The sequence below is a fragment of the Caballeronia arvi genome (assembly GCF_001544695.2).
Lineage (GTDB): Bacteria > Pseudomonadota > Gammaproteobacteria > Burkholderiales > Burkholderiaceae > Caballeronia > Caballeronia arvi.
The window spans coordinates 1-23,671 of record NZ_FCOM02000082.1; the positions used below are offsets into that span (position 1 = coordinate 1).

The following is a 23,671-nucleotide window of genomic DNA, read 5'->3' on the forward strand; positions in this document are numbered from 1 at the left end:
TCGACGACGAGAATGACGCCGACATACGCGAACATCGCGAGCGTCAGCCACTTGAGCACCCGGGCATAACGCGCATAGGGAATGCACCATTGCAGCGCGAGCGACGCGCCGCCCGACGCGAATGTGAGCCACGCGAGCGAGCCGCCGCAAAACACGCGCAGCGCAATGCCCATCGCAAGTACATCGACGGCGATATTGAACGTATTGGCGAGCAGAAACCGCCCGACGGCAAAGTAGAAGAACAGCGGCGAGTAGTGCTCGCGCATGTTCACTGTCAGGCCGCGGCCTGTAATCGCGGCCACTCGACTCGCGATCAGTTGCAGCGCGACGGTCGACGGATAAGTGAGGACACACACCCACAGCATGTCGAATCCATACCATGCGCCGGCGAGCGTATAAGTCGCCAGGCCGCTGGGGTCGTTGTCCGACGCGGTCGTAACGAGCCCTGGGCCAAAGTCCGCCGCCCACGAATGCGCGGGCCGGGCGCTGCCCTGCACCTTGCTATCTGGCTTGTTATGAAGAAAACGCATCGGGCGATTCAGCGATGGATAGGCCGCTACTACGCACAAAACGTTCCCTCTCGCACGTTCAACCGGAATTCCGCATCCTGCGCCTCGGAGTACAGTCGGCTACTACAGCACGACCTCGGTCTCATTCGGCTTTCAGGCCGGTGCACAGTCGAAGGCGCTGATCTTTCTCTTCATGGCGCAGGAGGCGCTCGACAAATTCCGTGAACGAACATACGGTGGGCGGCCAGTCGAAGATTCAACCGCGGTGTCCATACTCGTTTGGAGTCCGCGAAACACGCCGAACACGCTCAGGTCCATAGACTCGCCCTGGTTGCCGCTCTTGCAACGCTTGAATGCGTCGATGACAGCATCTTGTGGGCGTCGGGCCGTAGGCGTCGGTTGCATTGCGCTGGTCGTTATCGACGTAGATGGCAACAACAGTGAATCGCCATTCCTTGATGGTGATCTTCCCCGCTGGTTGTGATTTGTTCGGCTCGGTACAGGCGGAGAAACAAAAAAGCCCGCGCACGCACGGGCATGAGAGACGGGTCGAAGTTAGTCAGTATTCGGGCCGAGGCCTGGTTAGAAAAGGGCTTGGCTGCTGCTGCACCTGCGCTTCTGGCTTTGCCGGATCGAGGATTTTCACCATGCCGCCATATGCACAGCAACATTGCGACTCCTCGTCGAGCGCCGGCTTGCCGCGGACCAGCGTCCGAAGCGCGCCGTCCGCCGACCACGGCATCAGTACGGGTGTGCATGGCATCGGCGTCAGTACTCCCTCGGAAGCGGCGGTAGCGGTTGCCACCACCGGGTTCGACGCCGACGAGCACATACCGAATGTCGTGACGTTCTCCGGCCCAAAATCCGTGACGTTGGCCGCAGGCGGGCCTTCGCCGCGAGCACTGAAAATGGGCACCACAAGTTTAGACGACGTCACGCCGAACGAGCATTGCAGTGTTGCGCCCGAGTAGACGTTTTGTGCCATGGTTGGCTCCTTGATAGTAGTGATTGCAGGCTCAATTCGCCGTCTTCTTCGGGATGTTCCATCGGCCCGATACCACACCGCCTTTCTTCGCACCGTTGTTGTCTTGCGGCTGATACTCCATGTTGTATTGCGCAAAATTCAGCGTGATGACCTCGCTAACCTGATCCCCCGCGCCCATGCTCGCGCGGTAGCTGCTAATCAGCACTTCGTTGAGCGTGATCTTCAGATACTCAACCGGGCTCGTTCCGCCGGCCTTGCGCAACGTCAACACCGCTTGCGGAAAGTGCACGCCCTGGCAGCAGGACTGAGCGATGACGGGTGAACTTTTGTCGGCGAACTTGGTTATCATGAGATCCAGCACCGAGGCGGTACCGGTGCCCCCACCCGTTGCACTGTGAGTGGAACCCGTCTGAGCGCAGCCCCACGAATAGGCCTTCACCTCGATGTCGTCAGTGTGATCGACCGCCACCGATTCACCTTTGATGTCACCCAACTTGAGAAACATATCTACAGCCATCGTCAGTCTCCAGATAAGAACGCCTTTCGGCACGGTAAGCTCTCGTCCTAGTCGGATTGCGAAGACGTGTCCGCGATCCTCAGCGGATACCCAATAAACTTGGTATCACTAATGATGCAATCGCCAGACCTAGCTTTCTGTCAGTCTTCATGACCTGGGTCTACCTGGAGGCTTCAGTGCCGTCATTGCGCGATCCGTGACTCGAAAACAGCCGCGCCCGCCGACTTATTCCACAAGAACACTCAAAAGAATCGAGGAATAGATCGGCAACTGGAGTGTTACCACAATAGGCATTGGCTCACTTCATGAAAAGCTCCATTTATGATGAAGACGACAGCACCAAGCAATTGGCGCGTCTCGACCCTCACCGGTCACCGGACTCAGTCATTTGTACGGGACCGCTTTAGATCCATAGCGGTCGTGTCGCTTATAGCCGATGACCGCAAATCGACTCGGACCTGCTCGTCATTGCCCAACGCCGTCACGAGCCTGGTTCGATCGAGCCCGCCTTCCCATGCCGATACGACGATCGCCGCCACGCCGTTGCCCACGATGTTGGTCAACGCCCGGCATTCCGACATGAAGCGGTCGATGCCGAGAATCAGCACCATCGCGCTGACGGGAACGGTCGGTACGACGGACAGGCTCGCCGCGAGCGTGATGAAGCCCGCGCCCGTCACGCCGGTCGACCCCTTCGAGGTCAGCATCGTGACGAGCAGCAGCGTGATTTCCTGCGCAAACGACAAGTGCGTATTTGTCGCCTGCGCGAGAAACAGCACGGCGAGCGTCATGTAGATGTTGGTGCCATCGAGATTGAACGAATAACCCGTCGGCACGACCAGCCCCACGACGCCGCGCGGACAACCCAGGCGTTCGAGCTTGTCCATCAGTTGCGGCAAGGCGGCTTCGGATGTCGACGTGCCGAGCACGATCAGCAGTTCGTCGCGGATATAAGCGAGGAAGCGCCACAGGCTGAACCCGCACAGCCGCGCGACGATGCCGAGCACCACCGCCACGAACAAAAACGCGGTGAGATAGAACGCGCCGATGAGCTTCAGGATCGGCAGCAGCGAGACGATGCCGTAGCGGCCGATCGTGAACGCCATCGCGCCGAATGCGCCGATCGGCGCGAGACTCGTGACCATCCGCACGATGCGAAAAAACGCCTTGGACAAGGTCTCGATCGAACGCGTGACCGGCGCGGCGGGCTCGCCCATCAGCGCGAGCGCCGTGCCGAAGAGCATCGCGATCAACAGCACGGGAAGGATGTCGCCCTGAACCAGTGCGCCGACGAACGTTTCGGGTATCACATGCGCGAAGAATCCGGCGATGCCGTCGCCATGCGCCGCCTGCGCCGCATAGCCCGAAACCGCACGCGCGTCGAGCGTCGACGGATCGACATTGAAACCTCTGCCTGGCGCGAGCACATGCGCCGCCAGCAGACCGATCGCGAGCGCAAGCGTCGATGCCGCTTCGAAATAGAGCAGCGCCTTGCCGCCGACGCGCCCGACCTTCTTCATGTCCTGCATGCCCGCGATGCCGGTCACGACGGTGCAAAAGATCACCGGACCGATGATCATCCGCACGAGCTTGATGAACAGATCGCCGAGCGGCTTCAGCGCAACCGCGGCTTGCGGTGCGAAATGGCCGAGCAGCACGCCGGCGACGATCGCGGCCAGCACTTGCACATAGAGAATCGTGTAGAACGGTTTGCGTTTCATGTGTCTCCTCCGTTGTCGAGGCAAAGCGATGCCCTTCCCTTCTTCGAACGGAAGGGAATCGGTCTCGCTGATACAGGGAAGCCGCCGCGTTGGGCGACGCGTGTCGACGGATGAGCAGTTACATCACTTGCGTCCAGGGATGCCGCGCAAAATGCAGGCGTTCGAATGCTTCGATCGCGGCGAGCGAGTCGAGCGTCAGATCGACGGTATCCATGCCTTCGATCACCATGCGCTTATGTCGCGCGCCGATCGGATACGCATACCGCTCGCCCGACGCGGACGTTACCGTCTGCGTGTCGAGATCGATCGATATCGCCGCGCCGGGCATTTCGCTCGCTTCGCGCGTCAACGCATCGATCGCATCGCGTTCGAGCTGGACGAGCAGCAGGCGGTTGTTCATCGCATTCGAATAGAAGATTTCCGCGAAGCTCGGCGCGATCACCGCCTGAAAGCCGAATTGCTGCAAACCCCACACCGCGTGCTCGCGGCTCGATCCGCAACCGAAGTTCGCGCCGCCGATCAGGATGCGCGCATTCGCATAAGCGCTCCGGTTCAGCACGCAATCGGCGCGCGGCACTCCTCGCTCGTCGAAGCGCAGGTCGTACAACAGACCGTCGGCGAGACCCGCTTTGTCGATGATGCGCAGAAACTGCTTCGGCATGATCTGGTCGGTGTCGAGATTGTCGATCGGCAACGGCGCGGCGCTGCCTTCAATAGTCGTGAGTCGCGTCATGATGCGGTCGTCTCCAGTGTGCGGACATCGGTGATGCAGCCGGTCATCGCGGCGGCCGCGGCCATCGCCGGGCTCATCAGATGCGTGCGGCCGCCGCGTCCCTGGCGGCCTTCGAAATTGCGGTTGGTCGTGGACGCGCAACGCTCTCCCGCGGCGAGCACGTCATCGTTCATCGCGAGGCACATCGAACAGCCGGGCTCGCGCCATTCGAAGCCCGCGTCGATCAGCGTCTGCGCGATGCCTTCCCGTTCCGCCTCCCGGCGCACGCTGCCCGAGCCCGGCACGACCATCGCGCGCACGCCCGCCGCGACGTGCCTGCCGCGCACGATCGCGGCCACTATGCGCAAATCTTCGATGCGTCCGTTGGTACACGAGCCGATGAACACGCGGTCGATGCGCGTGCCCGCGATCGATCGATTCGCCGCGAGTCCCATGTAGTCGAGCGCGCGGCGCAGCGAGGCGGCGGCTTCGGGCGTCGCCTGCGCGGCTTCGTCGGGAATCGGCTCATCGATGGCGACGGCCTGATCCGGGCTCGTTCCCCACGTGACGAACGGCGCGATGTCGCGCGCATCGAAACGATGTTCGACATCGAAGCGCGCGCCGACGTCGGAATGCAGGTCGCGCCAGTCGTCGAGCGCGGCTTGCCACGTGGACTCGTCGAGTGAAGGCGCGTGAACGCGCACGTAGTCGAAGGTGGTCGCGTCGGGCGCGATGAGCGCGGCGCGCGCGCCGGCCTCGACGGTCATGTTGCACAAGGTCATGCGCGCTTCGGCCGAAAGCATCGCGATCGTCGAACCGGCGAATTCCACAGCATAACCGCGTGCGCCCTGCGCACCGATCCTGCTGATGATCCAGATCACGAGGTCCTTCGATGACGTCCCGTACGGCAGCGCGCCATCGATCGTGATGCGCATGGTGCGCGCGAGCCGGTACACGAGCGTTTGCGTTGCGAGCACGTGCTCGACTTCCGAGGTGCCGATGCCGAAGCCCAGCGCGCCGAGCGCGCCGTAAGTGGTGGTGTGACTGTCGCCGCACAGCACGACCATGCCGGGACGAATTAGCCCGAGTTCCGGCGCGACGATATGTTCGATGCCCTGCAGCGGATCGTTCTCTGCAAAGAGCCGGATGCCCGCGCGTTCGCAGTTGCGCGCCAGATTCCGCGCCTGCAGCAGCGACGCTGCATCCCGGATCACGCGCGGCGATTCCGTATGCGTCGGAATGATGTGGCTCACAACGGCGAGTTGCTGTCGCGGGCGGCGCACTGCGCGGCCGCGTGCATCGAGCGCGCTGAACGCTTGCGGACTGGTGTACTCGTTCATCAGATGCAGATCGGCGTACAGCAGCACGTTGTGTTCATCGATGGATGTTACGGTATGCGAATCGATGAGTTTTCGATAAAGCGTTTGGAGTGGCATGAGATTACTCGCTCAGGAAAGGCAGCACGCGTTCGAGCAGCAGTTGCGGCGCTTCTTCGGGAATGTAGTGGCCGCAAGAGAGCGCTTCGCCCTGCACGTCCGGCGCATACGCGCGCCACTCGGCGAGCGGATCGAAACATTGCTCGATGACGCCCTGCGCGCCCCACAACGCCATGAACGGACAACCGATGCGCTGTTGCGATGCGAGCGTCGCGCGGTCGTGTTCGAGGTCGATCGTCACGCTCGCGCGATAGTCCTCGCAGATGCCGTGCGCCGTATCGGGATCGGAGAGACAGCGCAGATATTCCGCATAAGCCGCCGCCGTGAACGGCGCGAGACCTGCGCTGCGCGCGCCGATGGTCTGCTTCAAATAGAGATCGGCGTCCGCGCGGATCAACGTCTCGGGGAACGGCGCGGGACGCACGAGCATGAACCAGTGCCAGTAGGCGCGCGCGAAGTCGAACGTGGTCTGTTCGTACATCGCGAGCGTCGGCGCGACATCGAGCGTGACGAGCCGCGTCACCACATCCGGATGATCGAGGGCCATGCGCGCGGCAACACGCCCGCCGCGATCGTGTCCCATCACCGCGAAGGTCGCGTGGCCGAGACCGCGCATCAGTTCGACCTGATCGAGCGCCATGCGGCGCTTCGCGTAGTTCGCGTGATCGGCCTCGCCGGGCGGCTTGCCGCTGTCGCCATAGCCGCGCAAGTCGGCGGCGACGACCGTGAAATGCTCCGCCAGCGCCGGTGCGACCTTGTGCCAGATCGCATGCGTCTGCGGATGCCCGTGCAAGAGCAGAAGCGCGGGACCGCGCCCGCCCTGAATCGCGTGAATGTCTACGCCGTCGACGGTTGCCGACACGTCTTTGAAGCCTTCGAACATGGTTGTCTCCTGATCGTGAATCCAGTCTAATTGATGAATCCTGCGATTGGGTTTCCTGAAAAGCATTCCGGTCGTAACTCCAAGGAACGAATCACGAAAGCATAGGGAGCAAGGAGATGGACGGTTTCTCGGACCTGAATCTGTTCGCACTCGTGGCGCGGCATCGGAACCTGGCTGCTGCGGCGCGCGAACTGGGCGTGACGCCGCCCGCGGTCAGCAAGCGGCTCGCGCAACTGGAACGGCGCCTCGGTGTGCGCCTGATGAACCGCACGACGCGGCGCCTGAGCCTCACGCCGGAGGGCGAGCTCTATCTGTCGAGCGGGTCGCGCATTCTGGAAGAGTTGTCGGAACTGGAGCATCTCGTCACGCAAAGCCGTGGCGAGCCGACCGGCTTGCTGCGCGTGAACGCGTCATTCGGATTCGGACGGGCGCGCATCGCGCCAGTGGTGTCGGAATTCATCGCGCGCTATCCCGCGATGAAAATCCTGCTGCATCTGACCGACCGGCCGATGAGTCTTCAGGAGGAGGGATTCGACCTCGGCATCCGTTTCGGCGAGGTGCCGGATGTGCGCATCAATGCGCGCCTTCTGCTCGAAAACAAGCGTCTGGTATGCGCGTCGCCGGAATACGTGGCGCGGCATGGCCAGCCTTCCGCTCCACACGATCTGACACGGCATGCATGCATCGTACTGCGCGAGAACGAGTCGGCTTACGGCACCTGGCATTTCTCGCGCGGAAAGCGCACGGAGACCGTCAAGGTCGATGGCGCCTTGTCCAGCAACGACGGCGGCGTCGTGCTTCACTGGGCGCTCGAAGGTCGCGGAATCGTCGTGCGCTCACAGTGGGAGATGGAGGAACATCTCGCGCGCGGCGAAGTCGTGCCACTGCTCACCGACTGGGCATTGCCGGATGCCAATATCCACGCGATCTATCTGGAGCGCAATCAGCTTTCGGTCAAGCTCAGGACATTCGTCGACTTTCTCGGCGAACGTCTGCGCAGGCCGACGCAAGGCGACTGACACAGTGCTATGGACATTGGCAGCCGTTCCGCATTTAATTCGAAACGGTGGCGGATGTTGCACCAGTTGTCATTCGATCGGAGATTCCTATGGCAAATTCCGGATGGGCGCGCGAAGCGATCGGCAAAATCGAAGCCGACTTCAACCGCTCTGCTGACACCCACCTCATTCCGCTTGACCTGCCAGGCTATCCGGGCATTCGCTTCTACCTGAAGGACGAGTCCAGCCATCCGACAGGCAGCCTCAAGCACCGGCTCGCACGGTCATTGTTCCTGTATGCGCTGTGTAACGGCTGGCTCAACCAACGAAGCACGGTGATCGAGGCGTCAAGCGGGTCGACGGCGATCTCCGAAGCTTACTTCGCCCGACTGCTCGGTCTGCCCTTTGTCGCGGTGATTCCGATGGGCACATCCCGCGCGAAGATCGAAGCCATCGAGTTTTATGGTGGACGATGCGAGTTCGTCGCCAATCCGCCACACATCTACAGCGAGTCGCATCGGATCGCGCTGGAGTCCGGTGGCCATTTCATGGACCAGTTCACCTATGCCGAACGCGCGACAGACTGGCGCGCCAACAACAATATCGCAGAGTCGATCTTCAAGCAGATGGCCGCCGAGGAGTTTCCTGTGCCGACGTGGCTTGTATCGAGCGGCGGTACCGGCGGAACGATCGCGACGCTCGGCCGCTACGTCGCGTACCGCGGCCATCAGACGCGGGTACTCTGCGCGGATCCGGAGAACTCCGTATTCTTCGACTACTTCAGGAGCGTGCTCGCGGGCGACCCGAACGACGGCCTCACGCTCGAAGTGGGTTCGCGAATCGAGGGCATAGGCCGTCCACGTGTCGAACGCTCGTTCATTCCGACCTGCGTCGACGCAATGGTCAAGATACCCGACCCACTCTCCTTCGCCGCGATGCGCTATCTTGCCGTGCGGGTCGGGCGCCGGGTGGGCGGATCGACCGGAACCAACTTTGTTGGCGTGCTGTACCTCGCGGAGCGAATGAAAGCAGCCGGCGAAAAGGGGGCGATCGTTGCATTGCTATGCGACAGCGGCGAGCGCTATCGAACCACCTATTATCACAACGCGTGGTATGCCGAACAGGGGATAGCGATTTCCGACGCAGATGCGCTCATCATGCGCGCGGTGAACGGCGAACCGGTGCTCACGCAGGGAAGCGTTGTCGGACTGCAATCAGCCGGCGCATTCGCCTAGCGCATTGGAAAATACCTACGGCGTTCATCGCGAGCCTCAATTGTTCGTGTGGCGTTCAGCTTCGCGATCGTACTGGACTCACGAGTCCCTTCGCTGTGGAAGGACCGGGGCTATTGATACGTGGTGACGTCCCGACCGCCAACCTCGTCATCGACATTTCTAAACGCATGAGTGCAGCGCGAGGGCGGTAAAGCACGGCCAGCGAGCGGATCATGATAAGTTCGTGCTGCAGGTAGTCGCTATGCTCAAGCCACTGCTCACACAGATCAGCGACCCAGAGTACTTCAGGTCTGAGGTAACGGTACGACCACTCGGGCGATTCAGCCGTACGCCGTTTCAGGGACTCGATCAGGAACAAAACGTCCGCTGCTTTCATCTTTCTCCCACCCGCTCTCTTGAGTCGTTCTGGCTAGCTCCTCGTGGAAGATCCGGCTCGTGCATCGCAGCCGGATCCGACGACTACTCCCCTTCATCGGCATAGTAGCGTGCCGCGGCCTCTCAGAGGGCCGCTCGCTTTGCCTATGTTGTCGATCAAGTCCTGCTGCACGGGAGCTATTCCTGCTCCTCTCTTGGGTCTCAGGCAACCAGCCCATTTGAAAGAAGCGTCCTGACACAAAACATCGCTAACCGTTCATTTGGGCGGCAAACCGGCTCGCAAGGCCTCGACGAACATCTGCACCGCAATGGTCGGTTCGCGGTCCTTACGGGTCACAATACTAAAATCGGCGTGGTGACTCAGAACGTCGGGGCGCAGCGGCCGCATCAACCGCTGTTGGACCCACTGCGCGGCGTAGTGCGTAGGCAGGTAGCCGACGAACTTCCCAGACAGCACGAGCACTGCGACAGCCTCCATGTGATAAACGGTTGCCGCAACTTTGACCTTGGCGGCATCGCCCCACTCCTTCGCCTCCCGCATATATCCGCGCGCCACATAGTCCAGTTCGCGGAGGTCGTCCATTTCGACACTCATCGGCGCTGACGTGAAGATCGGATGGCCCTTTCCGCAGAAAAGTTGCAATTCTTCCGTGTAGAGAGGCTCGTAGTTCAAACCGGGCGACACGGTACGAAACGGTCCGATGCCGACGTGCAGTCTGCGTTCCTGTATGGCCTCCTCAATTTCCATCGGCGATTTGATTTCCAGTTTGATGTGCAGGTCGCCACTTCGTTGCTTGACCGCGCGGATTGCGCTGGCGATACGCGAGTGCTCATCGGTGATCGTGTTGTCGACAATTCCAATCGTCAGTTCCCCGCTGAGTTGATGGCGCAGCGCGCCGAGCCCTGCGCGAAATTCTTCAACCGAATCCAACAGCCTTTCGGTCGCCTGGTATAGGGCGCTACCTTCGACGGTCAGTCGAAATCCGCGCCGGCCCCGCTCGCACAATCTGATGCCCACACGTGATTCCAGATCCGCGATATGAGTGCTGATGGTCGAAAGATTCATGTTGAGCGCGGATTCAGCTGCGGAAAGTCCGCCGCAATCCGTGACTGTTTTAAAGATGCGCAATAAGCGCAGATCAAAGTCGGTCATTTTGATCATGACAAGGGGCTCATCTAATTCGTGAACAAAACCCAGTTTCCCTGACGGACGTAATGGCCGCAACAGAAAGGGGGCGATGGTTCGACAAACTCAGAAGTGAAGTTTGAAAGATCAGGATTCCCCCGGCAATTTCGGCACGAGATCTTCACGATAACGCCGCGCGGCGGGGCAAATGATCCTCCCGCTATGCCACCGTCCGGCGCCGTCCCTCTCTTTCCACAAGGAACTGATCGATCATGAAAGAAAACAAATTTGCCCCGGTCACGGGCACGATGATGCCCCGCTACGCCGGCGTAGCTACTTTAATGCGCCTGCCGTACATGGCGCTCACGGACAACGGTATCGGCGATGTGGATATCGGCCTGATCGGCGTGCCGTGGGATGGAGGCACCACCAATCGTCCGGGCGCGCGACATGGACCGCGTCAGGTACGCGACATCTCCACGATGGTGCGCAACGTCAACCGGTCCAGCAACATCAATCCGTTCGAGTTATGCAACTGCGCGGATCTCGGTGATGCACCGGTCAATCCCGTCGATCTGATCGACTCCCTCAATCGGATTGCCGGATTTTACGACGAGGTCTGCAGGCTTGGCATTGCGCCCTTGTCGGTCGGCGGTGATCACCTGGTGACACTGCCCATCATGCGCGGGCTGGCCAAGGATCGACCGATCGGCATGGTGCATTTCGATGCCCATACGGACACGTGGAACCGCTACTTCGGCGACAACGCGTATACCCACGGCACGCCCTTCCGACGGGCTATCGAGGAAGGCTTGCTGGACCCGAAGCGCACTGTCCAGATCGGCATTCGCGGCGCGCTCTACAACGACAGCGAGAACGACTGGGGCGAGCGCCAAGGCATTCGCGTGATCGATATCGATGAGTTTCACGCCATGGGTATCGAAGCGGTTATTCAAGAGGCTCGGCGTGTGGTAGGCGATGGTCCGACATATGTGACGTTCGATGTCGACGCGCTCGATCCGGTGTTCGCTCCCGGGACCGGAACGCCTGAAATCGGAGGGCTGACGACACTGGAGGCGCAGCACCTGATTCGCGGTTTGCAAGGCCTCAATCTCGTGGGCGGCGACGTCGTGGAGGTGTCGCCGCCGTTCGACCCCAGCGGCAATACAGCACTGGTCGGCGCCACACTGATGTTCGAGATTCTGTGCGTCCTCGCAGAAAGTGTCAGGCGGCGCAAGCACCGTTAAGGACGCGACGACAGGCTTCCACCGAGCCGTTGAAGGTCGATCTCGTTCACCCATTTCCTTCCGCGTTCGGTTGAAGTGCCCGGCGCCGCCCGCCTGCATGCCACGCGCTATCCGAACAAAACAGGGCGAAGCCCAGATAGCGCAGCCGGCCGTCGACCAATCGGCGGCACGGCAGCCCCATATCCAGGAGACAACGTGGAAACTTCGACGTCCGGCACCGCACCCGCGGCGCCTTCGCATGCGACATCTGGCTCTGCCTCGCCCAACCTGATCGAGCGCCGCTCGATCGACTATATTCCCGAATCAGAACGGCACGGCAGCGTTGCCAGCCAGTTCACGCTATGGCTCGGCGCCAATTTGCAGATCACCGCCGTAGTCACCGGCGCGTTGGCTGTGGTGCTCGGCGGTGATGTGTTCTGGTCTTTGATTGGCCTGCTGATCGGACAGATTCTGGGCGGTGCGGTGATGGCACTGCACGGCGCGCAGGGCCCACAGCTCGGTCTGCCGCAGATGATCTCCAGCCGCGTCCAGTTCGGTGTGTATGGCGCGATCCTGCCACTGCTGCTCGTCTGCATCATGTATGTGGGATTTTCCGCGGGCGGGATGGTGCTATCTGGCCAGGCGCTTACTCATCTGCTGCACATCGACAACACCAGTGCAATCTTGCTGTTCTCCGGCCTGGTGATCGTGCTTGCCACTTTCGGCTACCGCACCATTCATGTGATGGGGCGACTCTCGAGCATTGTCGGCGTGGGGGCATTCCTGTACCTGTTCGCCAGCCTCCTGCACGGGCATGACGTCGGCGCGCTGCTGCAGAACCGCCACTTCGGAGTGGGAACATTCCTGCTGGCCGTCTCCTTATCCGCCTCCTGGCAGATCGCTTACGGGCCGTATGTGGCTGACTATTCGCGCTATCTTCCGCGCTCCACACCCGCGTTCAGAACCTTCTTGGCGGTGGGTGCGGGTTCGGTGCTGGGCACGCAGATCTCCATGGTGTTCGGGGTGCTGGCCGCTGCGCTGGCGGGCGATCGCTTCGCGGGGCATGAGGTGTCCTTCATCGTCGACCTGGGCGCCAGCGGAGCCGTCGCTGCCATCCTGTATGTGACGATCGTGCTCGGCAAGCTCACCGTTACAACGCTGAATGCCTATGGCAGCGTCATGTCGGTCGCGGCCATCTTGACCGGATTCGGCGGGCAGCGGACCATCTCCAGCCGTGTGCGGATCTTTTTCATCGTGCTGATGGTGGGACTTTCGACCGGACTAGCGTTAGCTGCCGGGCAGCACGACTTTCTCAAGAACTTCTCCGCTTTCCTGTTGTTCCTGCTGGCTTTCCTCACCCCCTGGAGCGCAATCAACCTGGTCGACTACTACTTCGTCGTCAGGGAACGCTATGACGTGCCGGCACTCTTCGATCCGGCCGGGCGTTATGGGCGCTGGAATGTCAAGGGCATCGCGGTCTATGTGCTGGGGGTCGGAGTGCAGATGCCCTTCATCGCGACGAGCTTCTACACTGGCGCATGGGTGAGAGCGCTGGGCGGCGTCGATATTTCGTGGATTGTGGGCCTGGTCGTACCAGCGGTGCTGTACTACCTGGTGGCCCGAAACGCGCAGGCGCCCGAGGCGCTGATCTTGCCGGACGAAGCCGCCCGCTCCGAACCCACCGCATCGAACGAATGACCGTTGCACCTTCGAATCGTCATTGGTGTCGAGAAGGAGCCAACGGCAGCAAGGCGTCGTTCGCACCCGCGAAGCGATGACACCGCCACGCTGCCGCTGGCGCACGGCAAATGTTGCAAACGACAAGTTACGACGCAGTCGACGAGCGCAGAAAGTCGGCCATGTAGCACAGAGAATTGCTTGTGAAGCACGGATGTCTTTTCGTTATTTTGAACGTCGGCGCACGGGGACGGCGAAGTCAGGTAACGTGAAGACCGTCAAGACAGGCATCGTCGCGCCGTTGACCGACTTTTCTGCATCGAATGGAAAGGATGAAGAAAGTGCCGCCGTGTCAGTTTCGCGGTGACCCACAACCGCGCGACTGTGGCCCGGCGTATTTTTTCGAGCGCGGCACGGCAATGGCCGCCGCGCTCTTCAGATCAACGAATCACGAAAGGACTGCCCGTCTTGGCTCCGGTATTGATCCAGACGCTCTTCGTCTGCAGGAAGTCGTTGATCGCGTCGATCCCGTTTTCGCGCCCAAGACCCGAATCCTTGTAGCCGCCGAACGGGGACATATAGCTGACGGCGCGGTAGGTGTTGACCCAGACGGTGCCTGACTGAATGCGTTCTGCCATACGGAAGGCCCGGCCGATGTCGCTCGTCCAGACGCCGGCCCCAAGCCCATACCGGACATCGTTGGCGATGGCGACAGCATCTTCCTCGTCGTCAAACGGAATGACGGAAAGCACCGGACCGAATACTTCTTCCTGTGCGATACGCATGTCGTTTCTGACGCCTGTGAAGATCGTCGGCTCGATGAACCATCCGCTTCCGCATTCGACTCGCGTCGCTTTCTGACCACCCAAGGCGAGACTCGCGCCTTCTTCCTGAGCGATGCCGATATAGGAAAGCACCTTGTCGTATTGGGGACGAGTTGTGATGGGACCGACTTGCGTATCTGAACTCATCGGGTCACCCATGCGTGCCGTCTTCGCTAGCGCTACGACGCGATCGACCACTTCATCGTGGACTGACTTCTGCACCAGCAGCCGCGATCCGGCGATACACGTCTGCCCCGTTGCCGCGAAGATGCCTGAGACGGCGCCGTTGACCGCGTCTTCGATATTGGCGTCAGCGAAGACGATGTTCGGAGACTTCCCGCCGAGCTCGAGCCCGACATGTTTCAAGTCTCTGGCAGCTTGCTCGTTGATGCGCCGGCCCGTTGAGTCAGCGCCTGTGAACGTGATTTTGCGCACCTGCGGATGCGAGACAAGCGCCGCGCCGACTTCATTGCCGAAGCCTGTCACGACGTTGACAACGCCACGCGGAAAACCGGCTTCTTCAAACAGCCGCACGAATTCGAGCGTCGACGCCGACGTGAACTCGGACGGCTTGATGACCACGGTGCAACCCGCAGCGAGCGCAGGCGCGAGCTTCCACGTCAGCAACAGCAGCGGTGAATTCCAGGGCGTAATGATCGCCACGACCCCCAGCGGTTCATGCCGCGTGTAGTTGAAGTAACCCTTCTTGTCGAGCGGAATGACGCTGCCCTGCACCTTGTCCGCGAGGCCACCGTAATAGCGGAACCATTGAGGGATATAGCTCAGTTGCGCGTGCATCTCGGAGTACAACTTGCCGTTGTCTCGAACTTCGATTTCGGCGAGCTTCGCAGCGTCGCGAGCGATCAGATCCGCGAGGCGATGCAACAACAGACCCCGGGCGCTGGCCGTCAAGGAAGACCATTCGCCCGAAGCGAAGGCGCGGTGCGCCGCTTCGACCGCGCGTTCAGCGTCGGATGCGTCGCCGCGAGCGATTTTCGCCCACGGCTCGCCCGTAAAGGGACTGTCGCTCGCAAACCATTCGCCCGATGCAGGATCGAGGTCGGCACCGTCGACGTAGTGACGATAATGTTCCATCGAATTCTCTTAGAAGGAGTGGAGCCCGCAAGTGCTCAGCGTGTTGCAACGCCCGCATCGGGCGTTGCAAGGGTCTTAGAACGTTGCGTGACCCAGCGCCGCACGGAAGCGGTTCTTGACGAACACGCCGTCGCGCGGAGGAAGCGCACGCGGCGGTTCATTCGCTGCGATCGACACTTGCGCCACCAGCGGCCCGGTCTTCGCACGAATCCCCTCGGCGAGGCCGGGGAGATCATCGAGGCTTTGAATGCGACGCGCGTCGGAGACGTTGCATCCCTTGGCGACGGCAACGAGATCGGTGCCGAGGCTGGTATGGCTGCGTTGCATACCGGTTTCGCCGAAGTGGCCGTTATCGAGTACGACGATCGACAGATTCTTCGGCTGCTTTGCGCCGACTGTGGCGAGGCTGCCAATGCCCATCAGTTGCTCGCCGTCGCCCGTAATGACGATGACGGGCTTGTCAGGTTGAGCGAGCGCGAGGCCGAGACCGAGCGACGCCGCTCCGCCCATTGCGCCCCACAGATAAAAGTTGCCGTCGCGATCACCGGCGGCGAACACGTCATATGACGCGGATCCCAGGCCGGTCAAGATGAGCGCATCGGGCACGGCCTCAACGAGACTTGCAACGAATGCTCGACGATCAATGGCATTGGTACGATTCGACATTACTTTCTCTCCCATTTCTTGCGCCCGATCAGGCTTTGCGACAACAGTACGGCGACCCGCTCGCCCGCTTCGAATGCAGCATCGAAGCCCGCGCTGACGAGTTCGCCAACCTGCTCAGGATCGTCTGCACGCAACACCGTGATACCCATTAATTCCAATGCGGCTTGCGTCTGCTTTCCCATTGGTCCCTGCCACGGGTTGAACTCGGCGTATTCGCCACGCATCGTCACGAGCGTGAAGAACGGGAACCGACAACTCGAAAGCAGCGAGAACATGTTCACGCAATTGCCGACGCCGCTGCTTTGCATGAGCAGGACTGCACGCTGCCCGCCGAGCCACGCGCCGCTCACCACTGCGACACCTTCTTCCTCGGTGGTCAGCACCACATCGTCGATCTCCGGATCCGCGATAACGCTGCGAATGACGTGCGAATGTCCTGCATCCGGAACGTAGGCGACCTGCTTCACGCCCCCCTCTTTTAGGACCTGAAAAATCTCCTGCTGCCAGGCAGGTACTTGCATCTCTGTCGAACTCATCACTCCTCCATGGAAGTCGGCATTGGTGCAGTCATCATAGTTCGCTATTTCTCGCACTCTGAAATAGAATTTTGTGATTCCTGCATACGTTTTTGGTATTGGGCAGGGTTCTTCCGGAGCGCGCGCCATGGACATCAAACAGCTTCGAGCGTTGATAGCAGTTGCCGATACGGGCAGCGTCACCAGGGCAGCAAGCCTGCTGCATATCGTTCAGCCGGCGGTATCGCGGCAGCTCAGGCTGCTTGAAGAAGACGTTGGCGCAGCCCTGTTTGCTCGCGGCCGATACGGAATGGAAGTAACCGACGCAGGCGCCGTATTTGTCGAACATGCGCGCCGCGCACTCGCCGAGCTGGATCGCGCACGGTCGGAGCTACGCGTTTCCGACGGCGTCAGCGGCACCGTTACGGTGGGATTGCTGCCGAGCACATGCGACCTTCTGGCCAGCAATCTGGTCTCGGAAGTCGCGTCACGCTTTCCGGCGATTCGACTGAGGGTCTTGATGGGCTATACCGGCACGCTGCAGAACTGGCTCGAGCAGAACGAAACGGACGCCGCGCTTCTCTACGATCCGAAGCCATCGCCGGTCCTTGCCGTTACGCCGCTCGTCGAAGAGAAGCTGTGGATCGTGGGCCTTCCCGATTCGGGATTCGCCGCCGATAAGCCCGTGGCGCTCGCGGACGTCGCGCATCTGCCGATGATTCTGCCGAATGCACCTCACGGAATTCGCGCACTTGTCGAGCAAACCTGCGTGAACGCTGGCATCGAGCTCACTGTTGCCGCCGAAACCAATGCGATGAGCGTGCAGAAAGGACTTGTCGTCGGAGGACACGGCGTGACGATACTGCCGGGTATCGCCGTCGCCGACGACGTTGCGGCCGGACGGGTCAGCGCCGCGCCGCTTGCCGATCGCCTACTGTCACGCCGAATCGTTCTTGCCATGCCGAACAACCGGCGCGTCGCCGCAGCGGTGCGATGCGTCGTCGACCTGCTAGTCGCGCAGATTGCCGAAGCCGTGCGCGGCGGAACGTGGACCACTGCGCAACTCTTGCAGGAGAGGACTGCCGGCTCGCAATAGGTTCGCCCTATGACCGGCACATGAAACTGGTATTTCCGCGCTGCGAACGAATCCCCTAGAGTTTGTCTACCGACAACGCACAGTTGGCACACCCCGCAAGGAAGACCAGCATCGGAGACAAGCATGAACAGCCGGTCCGACGTCCGCCAAGAACGTACCGAAAGAGCCGCAGACTTTGTGGCGCCCGCACACGCAGCCGGGCTCAGCGCCACGCTCGATTACCCGACGCCGCCGCTCGACGGCGAAGCCCTTCCGCCCTTGTGGCACTGGATTTTCTTCCGACCGCTCATCGCGCAGTCGCTGATCGCGGAAGATGGTCATCCGCAGAAGGGCGATTTCCTCCCTGACCTGGGCCTGCCGCGCCGCATGTGGGCAGGGGGACGACTTCGTTTCAAATCGCCGATCATCGTAGGCAAGCCGATCTCGCGCGAGTCGCGCATCCTCGACGTTACGGAGAAGCAAGGAAGAACGGGCAGGCTCGGTTTTGTAACGGTCGCGCATCACATTTCCTGCGACGGCGTGCCCTGTATCGAAGAAGAGCACGACATCGTCTATCGCGAGCCTGCCGCGCCCGGCGCACCCGCACCTGCGCCAACGGCCGCGCCGGACGGAGCCGAGTGGCAACGAACCGTCGTTCCCGACGAGGTGCTGCTCTTCCGCTATTCGGCCCTGACGTTCAACGGTCATCGCATTCACTACGACAAACCGTACGTAACGGAGGTCGAGGGCTATCCCGGTCTCGTCGTGCACGGCCCGTTGATCGCAACGCTCCTGCTCGATCTCGTGCGCAGACAGCATCCCGATGGCCGCGTCGTCGAATTCGCCTTCAAAGCCATGCGTCCCTGCTTCGCCGGAAACGCCCTTCACCTTTGCGGCAAGCCATCGGCCGATGGAAAGACGGTCGAACTGTGGTCGAAGGACCACGACGGGTGGATCGGCATGACCGCCCGCGCCACGCTCGCCTAACACGCCTTGGAAGATTTCATTATGTTCAATACCTCCACCGACGCTTATCAGGACATTCGCGATGCCGTGCGCGATCTTTGTCAACAATTCCCATCCGAATACTTCCGCAAGGTCGATGAAGAACGCGCCTATCCGGAAGCCTTCGTCGATGCGCTGACTCAGGCTGGATGGCTCGCCGCACTGATTCCGCAGGAATATGGCGGTTCGGGACTCGGCCTGACCGAAGCGTCGGTCATCATGGAAGAAATCAATCGCTCGGGTGGCAATTCGGGTGCGTGCCACGGCCAGATGTACAACATGGGCACGCTGCTCCGGCATGGCTCGAAAGAGCAAAAGGAACGCTATCTGCCGAAGATCGCTTCGGGAGAATTACGTCTGCAATCCATGGGCGTGACGGAACCGACAACAGGCACGGACACGACGAAGATCAAGACGACCGCACAACGGAAGGGCGATCGCTACGTCATCAACGGCCAGAAAGTCTGGATTTCGCGCATTCAGCATTCCGACCTGATGATTCTCCTCGCACGCACCACGCCGCTTTCGGACGTCAAGAAAAAGAGCGAAGGCATGTCGATTTTCCTCGTCGACCTTCGCGAAGCAATCGGCCATGGTATGACGGTTCGCCCGATCCCGAACATGGTCAATCACGAAACGAACGAGCTGTTCTTCGACAACCTGGAGATCCCGGCCGAAAATCTGATTGGCGAGGAGGGTATGGGTTTCAAGTACATCCTCGACGGCCTCAACGCGGAGCGCACGCTGATCGCGGCGGAATGCATCGGCGATGGCTACTGGTTCATCGACAAGGTCTCGCAATACGTGAAAGAACGCGTTGTCTTTGGTCGGCCGATCGGACAGAACCAGGGCGTGCAATTCCCGATCGCCCGGGCGCTGGTGAACGTCGAAGCGGCGAATCTGATGCGATACAAGGCATGTGAGCTATTCGATGCGCATCAGCACTGCGGCGCGCAAGCCAACATGGCAAAGCTGCTTGCAGCGGATGCGTCATGGGAAGCCGCGAACGCGTGTCTGCAATTTCATGGCGGCTTCGGATTCGCATCCGAGTACGACGTCGAGCGCAAGTTCCGCGAAACACGCCTGTATCAAGTGGCGCCGATTTCGACGAATCTCATCTTGTCCTACGTCGCCGAGCACATCCTCGGTCTGCCCCGTTCCTTCTGAGGAGATACCGACATGCGTCCGCTTCAAGGCATCAAGGTCGTCACCTTCGAGCATGCGATAGCCGCTCCGTTTTGCACGCGTCAGCTCGCGGATCTGGGCGCGCGCGTTATCAAGGTCGAGCGGCCTGGAACGGGAGACTTCGCGCGCAATTACGACGAGCGCGTTTCGGGCCTCGCGTCACACTTCGTCTGGACCAACCGCTCGAAGGAAAGCATCACGCTGGACGTCAAGCAGCCAGCCGCGATCGAAGTCGTTCATGCCCTGCTCTCCGACGCGGACGTGTTCGTCCAAAATCTTGCGCCGGGCGCGACGCAACGTCTCGGGCTCGACTTCGAGACCTTGAGCAAGCGGTATCCGCGCCTCATCGTGTGTGACATTTCCGGATATGGCCTCGACGGACCATACCGGGACAAGAAGGCGTATGACTTGCTTATCCAAAGTGAATCGGGTTTCCTGAGCATCACGGGTTCCAAGGGCCAACCCGCGAAAGCGGGATGTTCGATTGCGGACATCGCCGCAGGAATGTACGGCTACACGAACATTCTCGCCGCGCTGATCGAACGTGGACAAACCGGGCGAGGCAAGCACATCGACGTATCGATGCTCGAAAGCATGGTCGAGTGGATGAGCTATCCGCTCTATTACTCGATCGACGACCAGCCCGCGCCGGCACTCGCAGGTGCGTCTCATGCGACGATCTTTCCATACGGTCCCTTCCCTGCTGGCGATGGCAAAACCGTGATGCTCGGCCTGCAAAACGAGCGCGAATGGAAGAGCTTCTGCAATATCGTCATCGCGCAGCCCGAGCTTGCGGAAGACGAGCGCTTCTCGTCGAACAGCCGACGCACGAAAAACCGGGATGCACTCACGCAAATGATCATCGACGCCTTTTCGGATTGCTCGGCGGAAGAGGTCATCGAGCGGCTCGAAGAAGCGAGCATCGCCAATGCCCACATGAACGACATGCACGCCGTCTGGAAACATCCGCAGCTCGATGCCCGAAGCCGTTGGACGAGCGTAAAAACCGCAGCGGGCGATATGCCCGCGCTTTATCCGCCGGGCGTCTCCGCTAAAGATGAGCCGCGCATGGACGCAGTGCCTGCTTTGGGCGAACACACTTCGTCGATCCTGAAGGAGCTTGGATTCGACGACCGCGCGATAGAGAAAATGCGAAGCGCCGCCGCGATCTGACGTTTCCAGAGCCGGCATGCTTTGGAGGACATGGCGCCGGCTATATCCGGCGCACCGGAAGGAGACGCAATATGCGTAACGTGCTTGGACGCGAACTTCCCGACACCATCGACGGAATCGGTGAGCTGCGCTCATACGGCCCGCCGCCGATGCCGCGCAAGAGCGGTTGCATTTCCGGTGGCGGCGGCAGTCCAAAGCTGCTCGCCAGCATTCGAAGCGCACTTGCAGCATGCGACGTTCGGGACGGCGCGACGCTTTCATTTCATCACCATCTGCGCAACGGCGATCATGTGATGAACCTCGTTCTGACCGAGGCTGCGCGCATGGGATTGCGCGATCTGCGGATCGCGCCGAGTTCAATCTTCCCGGTACATGAGCCGCTCGTCGGGCTCATCAACGCCGGCGTCATTCGGAGCATTCACACCGCTTATGTATCGGGTCCGGTTGCCGATGCCATTGGCCGCGGCTCGTTGTGCGTACCCGCGGTGCTGCAAACTCACGGCGGACGCGCCCGTGCTATCGAGAGCGGGGAGCTCGCGATCGACGTCGCGTTCATTGCTGCCCCGGCTTCCGACGACTGCGGCAACATCAACGGCGTTTCAGGGCCGAACGCATGCGGCACGCTCGGTTACGCGATGGTCGATGCGCGCTACGCCAAACGGGTTGTCGCTGTAACTGACCATCTCGTGAAATATCCGGCCTGCCCCATCGATATCACTCAGGACTGCGTGGACTTCGTCGTTCCGGTCGACAGCATCGGCGACGCGGCACGCATCGTTTCAGGTACAACGCGTATCACGGACGATCCTGTCGGCCTCAATATTGCGCAGTCGGCTGCGCGAATCATCGAAGCTGCGGGCTTGCTCAACGACAGCTTTTCGTTTCAGACTGGCGCGGGGGGCGTCTCGTTGGCCGTCGCCAGGTTCGTCGAGGACGGAATGCGACGCCGCCGCGTAAAGGGAAGCTTTGCATCTGGCGGCATCACCGGGCAGATCGTCGGGATGCTGGAAGCCGGGCTTTTCGATGCCCTGTTCGATGTCCAGTGCTTCGATTTACGCGCGGTCGAATCTTATCGCCGCAATCGCAGACACCAGGCGATGTCGGCTTCGATGTATGCGAGCCCGTCGACGCGCGGTTCCGTCGCTGACAATCTCGACGCCATGATTCTCGGCGCCGCACAGGTCGATCTCGACTTCAACGTGAATGTCACGACGACTGCGGACGGACGCATCATCGGCGGCTCTGGAGGGCACAGCGACACCGCTGCCGGCGCCAGACTTGCCATCGTCACGACGCGTCTTCGCGCCGGCGCCAATCCAAAAATTGTGGAGTCGGTGCGTACGATAACGACGCCGGGCGCATCGGTCGATGTCGTCGTGACCGAAGCGGGCATCGCGGTAAATCCGGCCCGCGACGATCTTGCCGACATGCTGAAAAACGCGGGGATCGATACGATATCGATCGCGCGCCTTCATGATTTGGCGATCCAAGGGAGTAGCGAAGACAAACGGCCCGCCAGTGCGACCAAAGATGCGCCCATCGTAGCGCTTCAGCAGTATCGCGACGGATCGATTATCGACGTAGTGCGCAGAACTTACTGAGCGTTGCCCTGGACGCGCAGCGACACGCCTTTCCACGTCTCCTCCCGCGCTACGAGCTCGGTGATCAGTTCGAGCAAGGTCTGGCGAACAGCGACCGTGGCAGCATGCATCGGCATGCTGTTCGGCCAGCAGATGCTCGCGGGGCGGCGAATGATCGGATCGACTATCTTGCGCATGCGCGGCAGGCGAGACGAATCAAGCTGAGCAACCGCGGAAGCCGGCAAGATCGTGCACGCCCTTCCCGAATGAGCGATAAGCAGCAGAGCCGGCAAGGAGTCGATATCCGCGATGATGTTCAGGTCGACGTTCTCGCTGGAAAACGTGCGCTCGATCAACAGGCGCAATCCATTCGCGACGCCGGGTGCAACCAGCTTGACCCCCGCGAGCCTGGCCAGCGGACAGGTGCTGGAACGGGCTGAAAGATCGATGTCCGGCTCTCCCAGCAAGTACAGCGTTTCGTCGAGAACGGGTAGCGCGCCGATACCCGGTGTGTCCGACTCGCGAAATAGTATGCCGAGATCAAGTCTGCCATTCGCGAGCAACTCATTGAGGTAGCCACTCATGCTCTCGAAGAACTGCAGGCGGATGCCGGGATACTTGTCCTGTACGCGCTCGAAGAGCGGCACGGCGAGTACAGAAGTCATAGTCGTAGGCAGACCGAGCGCGACGGTGCCCGATTCCACTCCGCCGCCTTTGCTCACCTCTTGTTTGGGTTGCTCCATCTGGCGCAGCACCAGTCGCGCGTGCCGATAAAGCGAATTGCCTTCCGCAGTCGGCGTGACGCCATGGTTGCTACGCAACAGTAGCGGAACGCCGAGTTCTTCTTCGAGGCGTGCCATTTGCTGGCTCAACGAAGGCTGGGCGACGAATAGCTTCTCCGCTGCCCTGCCGAGGCTGCCGTAATCGACGATGTTGACGAAGTAGCGTAGCTGGCGAACGTCCATGAACGTGTGAGGCTGATCGGTCAGCGACTGGGGCGTTGAAATGACAAGGCATTGTACGCCCCGGACACTGATCTATGGTCTTCCTACATGTTCGGATAATTCGGCCCGCCGCCGCCTTCCGGCGTGACCCATACGATGTTCTGCGTCGGGTCCTTGATGTCGCAGGTCTTGCAGTGCACGCAGTTCTG

At 60.9% G+C, this 23,671-nt stretch carries 22 protein-coding genes and 1 pseudogene; 10 read left to right on the plus strand and 13 right to left on the minus strand.

Annotation, left to right across the window (positions count from 1 at the left end; translation table 11 throughout):
• On the minus strand, positions 1 to 530 hold a 530-nt coding region (locus tag AWB74_RS39685), incomplete at its 3' end, for a divalent metal cation transporter (protein WP_143749439.1).
• 88 nt (positions 531 to 618) lie between these two features.
• Here AWB74_RS39685 and AWB74_RS49075 point away from each other — a divergent pair.
• Positions 619 to 732, plus strand: a pseudogene (locus tag AWB74_RS49075) (BPSL1445 family SYLF domain-containing lipoprotein); the annotation flags it as partial.
• A 336-nt stretch (positions 733 to 1,068) separates the two neighbouring features.
• Here AWB74_RS49075 and AWB74_RS39695 read toward each other — a convergent pair.
• The 6 genes from AWB74_RS39695 to AWB74_RS39720 form a co-directional block, all read right to left on the minus strand.
• Positions 1,069 to 1,494 (minus strand): DUF4280 domain-containing protein, encoded by a 426-nt coding sequence (locus AWB74_RS39695; protein ID WP_061152031.1) that lies wholly within the window; start codon positions 1,492 to 1,494, stop codon positions 1,069 to 1,071.
• A 31-nt stretch (positions 1,495 to 1,525) separates the two neighbouring features.
• The gene (locus AWB74_RS39700; protein ID WP_061152049.1) at positions 1,526 to 2,011 is read right to left on the minus strand and encodes an Hcp family type VI secretion system effector; all 486 of its coding nucleotides are present in this window, start codon (positions 2,009 to 2,011) and stop codon (positions 1,526 to 1,528) included.
• Positions 2,012 to 2,391: 380 nt separating this feature from the next.
• Positions 2,392 to 3,732, minus strand: a complete 1,341-nt coding sequence (locus tag AWB74_RS39705) for a dicarboxylate/amino acid:cation symporter (RefSeq protein ID WP_061152032.1) — start codon at positions 3,730 to 3,732, stop codon at positions 2,392 to 2,394.
• A 118-nt stretch (positions 3,733 to 3,850) separates the two neighbouring features.
• Complete coding sequence (leuD, locus tag AWB74_RS39710) at positions 3,851 to 4,465, minus strand: 3-isopropylmalate dehydratase small subunit (RefSeq protein WP_061152033.1); 615 nt, start codon at positions 4,463 to 4,465, stop codon at positions 3,851 to 3,853.
• Positions 4,462 to 5,880, minus strand: a complete 1,419-nt coding sequence (gene leuC, locus AWB74_RS39715; protein ID WP_061152034.1) for a 3-isopropylmalate dehydratase large subunit — start codon at positions 5,878 to 5,880, stop codon at positions 4,462 to 4,464. Before leuC ends, leuD begins: the two co-directional genes overlap by 4 nt.
• A gap of 4 nt (positions 5,881 to 5,884) precedes the next feature.
• The gene (locus AWB74_RS39720; protein WP_061152035.1) at positions 5,885 to 6,763 is read right to left on the minus strand and encodes an alpha/beta fold hydrolase; all 879 of its coding nucleotides are present in this window, start codon (positions 6,761 to 6,763) and stop codon (positions 5,885 to 5,887) included.
• 116 nt (positions 6,764 to 6,879) lie between these two features.
• Between AWB74_RS39720 and AWB74_RS39725 the strand changes: the two genes are divergently transcribed.
• Both AWB74_RS39725 and AWB74_RS39730 read left to right on the plus strand, forming a co-directional pair.
• Positions 6,880 to 7,782 carry a LysR family transcriptional regulator gene (locus AWB74_RS39725; protein WP_061152036.1) on the plus strand — a complete coding sequence of 301 codons (903 nt, stop codon included), beginning with the start codon at positions 6,880 to 6,882 and terminating at the stop codon, positions 7,780 to 7,782.
• Positions 7,783 to 7,871: 89 nt separating this feature from the next.
• Positions 7,872 to 8,996, plus strand: coding sequence for a PLP-dependent cysteine synthase family protein (locus AWB74_RS39730; RefSeq protein ID WP_061152037.1), 1,125 nt, complete (start codon positions 7,872 to 7,874; stop codon positions 8,994 to 8,996).
• A gap of 631 nt (positions 8,997 to 9,627) precedes the next feature.
• Here the strand turns inward: AWB74_RS39730 and AWB74_RS39735 are convergent.
• A complete protein-coding gene (locus AWB74_RS39735) occupies positions 9,628 to 10,533 on the minus strand; it encodes a LysR family transcriptional regulator (RefSeq protein WP_061152038.1) in 906 nt (301 codons plus the stop codon).
• A gap of 236 nt (positions 10,534 to 10,769) precedes the next feature.
• Between AWB74_RS39735 and speB the strand changes: the two genes are divergently transcribed.
• The gene (gene speB, locus AWB74_RS39740) at positions 10,770 to 11,744 is read left to right on the plus strand and encodes an agmatinase (protein ID WP_061152039.1); all 975 of its coding nucleotides are present in this window, start codon (positions 10,770 to 10,772) and stop codon (positions 11,742 to 11,744) included.
• Positions 11,745 to 12,011: 267 nt separating this feature from the next.
• Positions 12,012 to 13,421: a purine-cytosine permease family protein gene (locus AWB74_RS39745; RefSeq protein WP_061152050.1), complete on the plus strand. Its 1,410-nt coding sequence runs from the start codon at positions 12,012 to 12,014 to the stop codon at positions 13,419 to 13,421.
• Positions 13,422 to 13,840: 419 nt separating this feature from the next.
• Here the strand turns inward: AWB74_RS39745 and AWB74_RS39750 are convergent, their stop codons facing one another.
• The 3 genes from AWB74_RS39750 to AWB74_RS39760 form a co-directional block, all read right to left on the minus strand.
• A complete protein-coding gene (locus tag AWB74_RS39750; protein WP_061152040.1) occupies positions 13,841 to 15,319 on the minus strand; it encodes an aldehyde dehydrogenase in 1,479 nt (492 codons plus the stop codon).
• A gap of 75 nt (positions 15,320 to 15,394) precedes the next feature.
• A complete protein-coding gene (locus tag AWB74_RS39755) occupies positions 15,395 to 15,985 on the minus strand; it encodes a thiamine pyrophosphate-dependent enzyme (RefSeq protein WP_061152041.1) in 591 nt (196 codons plus the stop codon).
• A complete protein-coding gene (locus AWB74_RS39760; protein ID WP_061152042.1) occupies positions 15,985 to 16,521 on the minus strand; it encodes a thiamine pyrophosphate-binding protein in 537 nt (178 codons plus the stop codon). Before AWB74_RS39760 ends, AWB74_RS39755 begins: the two co-directional genes overlap by 1 nt.
• A gap of 127 nt (positions 16,522 to 16,648) precedes the next feature.
• On the opposite strand from AWB74_RS39760, the gene AWB74_RS39765 reads away from it, so the two are divergent.
• The 5 genes from AWB74_RS39765 to citF all read left to right on the plus strand — a co-directional run bounded on the left by AWB74_RS39765 (position 16,649) and on the right by citF (position 22,539).
• Complete coding sequence (locus AWB74_RS39765; RefSeq protein WP_061152043.1) at positions 16,649 to 17,596, plus strand: LysR family transcriptional regulator; 948 nt, start codon at positions 16,649 to 16,651, stop codon at positions 17,594 to 17,596.
• 123 nt (positions 17,597 to 17,719) lie between these two features.
• The gene (locus AWB74_RS39770; protein ID WP_061152044.1) at positions 17,720 to 18,562 is read left to right on the plus strand and encodes an FAS1-like dehydratase domain-containing protein; all 843 of its coding nucleotides are present in this window, start codon (positions 17,720 to 17,722) and stop codon (positions 18,560 to 18,562) included.
• Between the two features lie 21 nt (positions 18,563 to 18,583).
• Positions 18,584 to 19,747, plus strand: coding sequence for an acyl-CoA dehydrogenase family protein (locus tag AWB74_RS39775; RefSeq protein WP_061152045.1), 1,164 nt, complete (start codon positions 18,584 to 18,586; stop codon positions 19,745 to 19,747).
• 12 nt (positions 19,748 to 19,759) lie between these two features.
• Positions 19,760 to 20,938 carry a CaiB/BaiF CoA transferase family protein gene (locus AWB74_RS39780; RefSeq protein ID WP_061152046.1) on the plus strand — a complete coding sequence of 393 codons (1,179 nt, stop codon included), beginning with the start codon at positions 19,760 to 19,762 and terminating at the stop codon, positions 20,936 to 20,938.
• A 149-nt stretch (positions 20,939 to 21,087) separates the two neighbouring features.
• Positions 21,088 to 22,539 (plus strand): citrate lyase subunit alpha, encoded by a 1,452-nt coding sequence (gene citF, locus AWB74_RS39785; protein WP_235024875.1) that lies wholly within the window; start codon positions 21,088 to 21,090, stop codon positions 22,537 to 22,539.
• On the opposite strand, the gene AWB74_RS39790 is transcribed toward citF, so the two are convergent.
• Together AWB74_RS39790 and AWB74_RS39795 are read right to left on the minus strand one after the other, a co-directional pair.
• On the minus strand, positions 22,533 to 23,483 hold the full coding sequence (locus AWB74_RS39790) for a LysR substrate-binding domain-containing protein (RefSeq protein ID WP_061152048.1): 951 nt from the start codon (positions 23,481 to 23,483) through the stop codon (positions 22,533 to 22,535). The genes citF and AWB74_RS39790 overlap by 7 nt on opposite strands.
• A gap of 83 nt (positions 23,484 to 23,566) precedes the next feature.
• A partial coding sequence (locus tag AWB74_RS39795) for a 4Fe-4S dicluster domain-containing protein (RefSeq protein WP_141667388.1) occupies positions 23,567 to 23,671 on the minus strand: 105 nt, incomplete at its 5' end.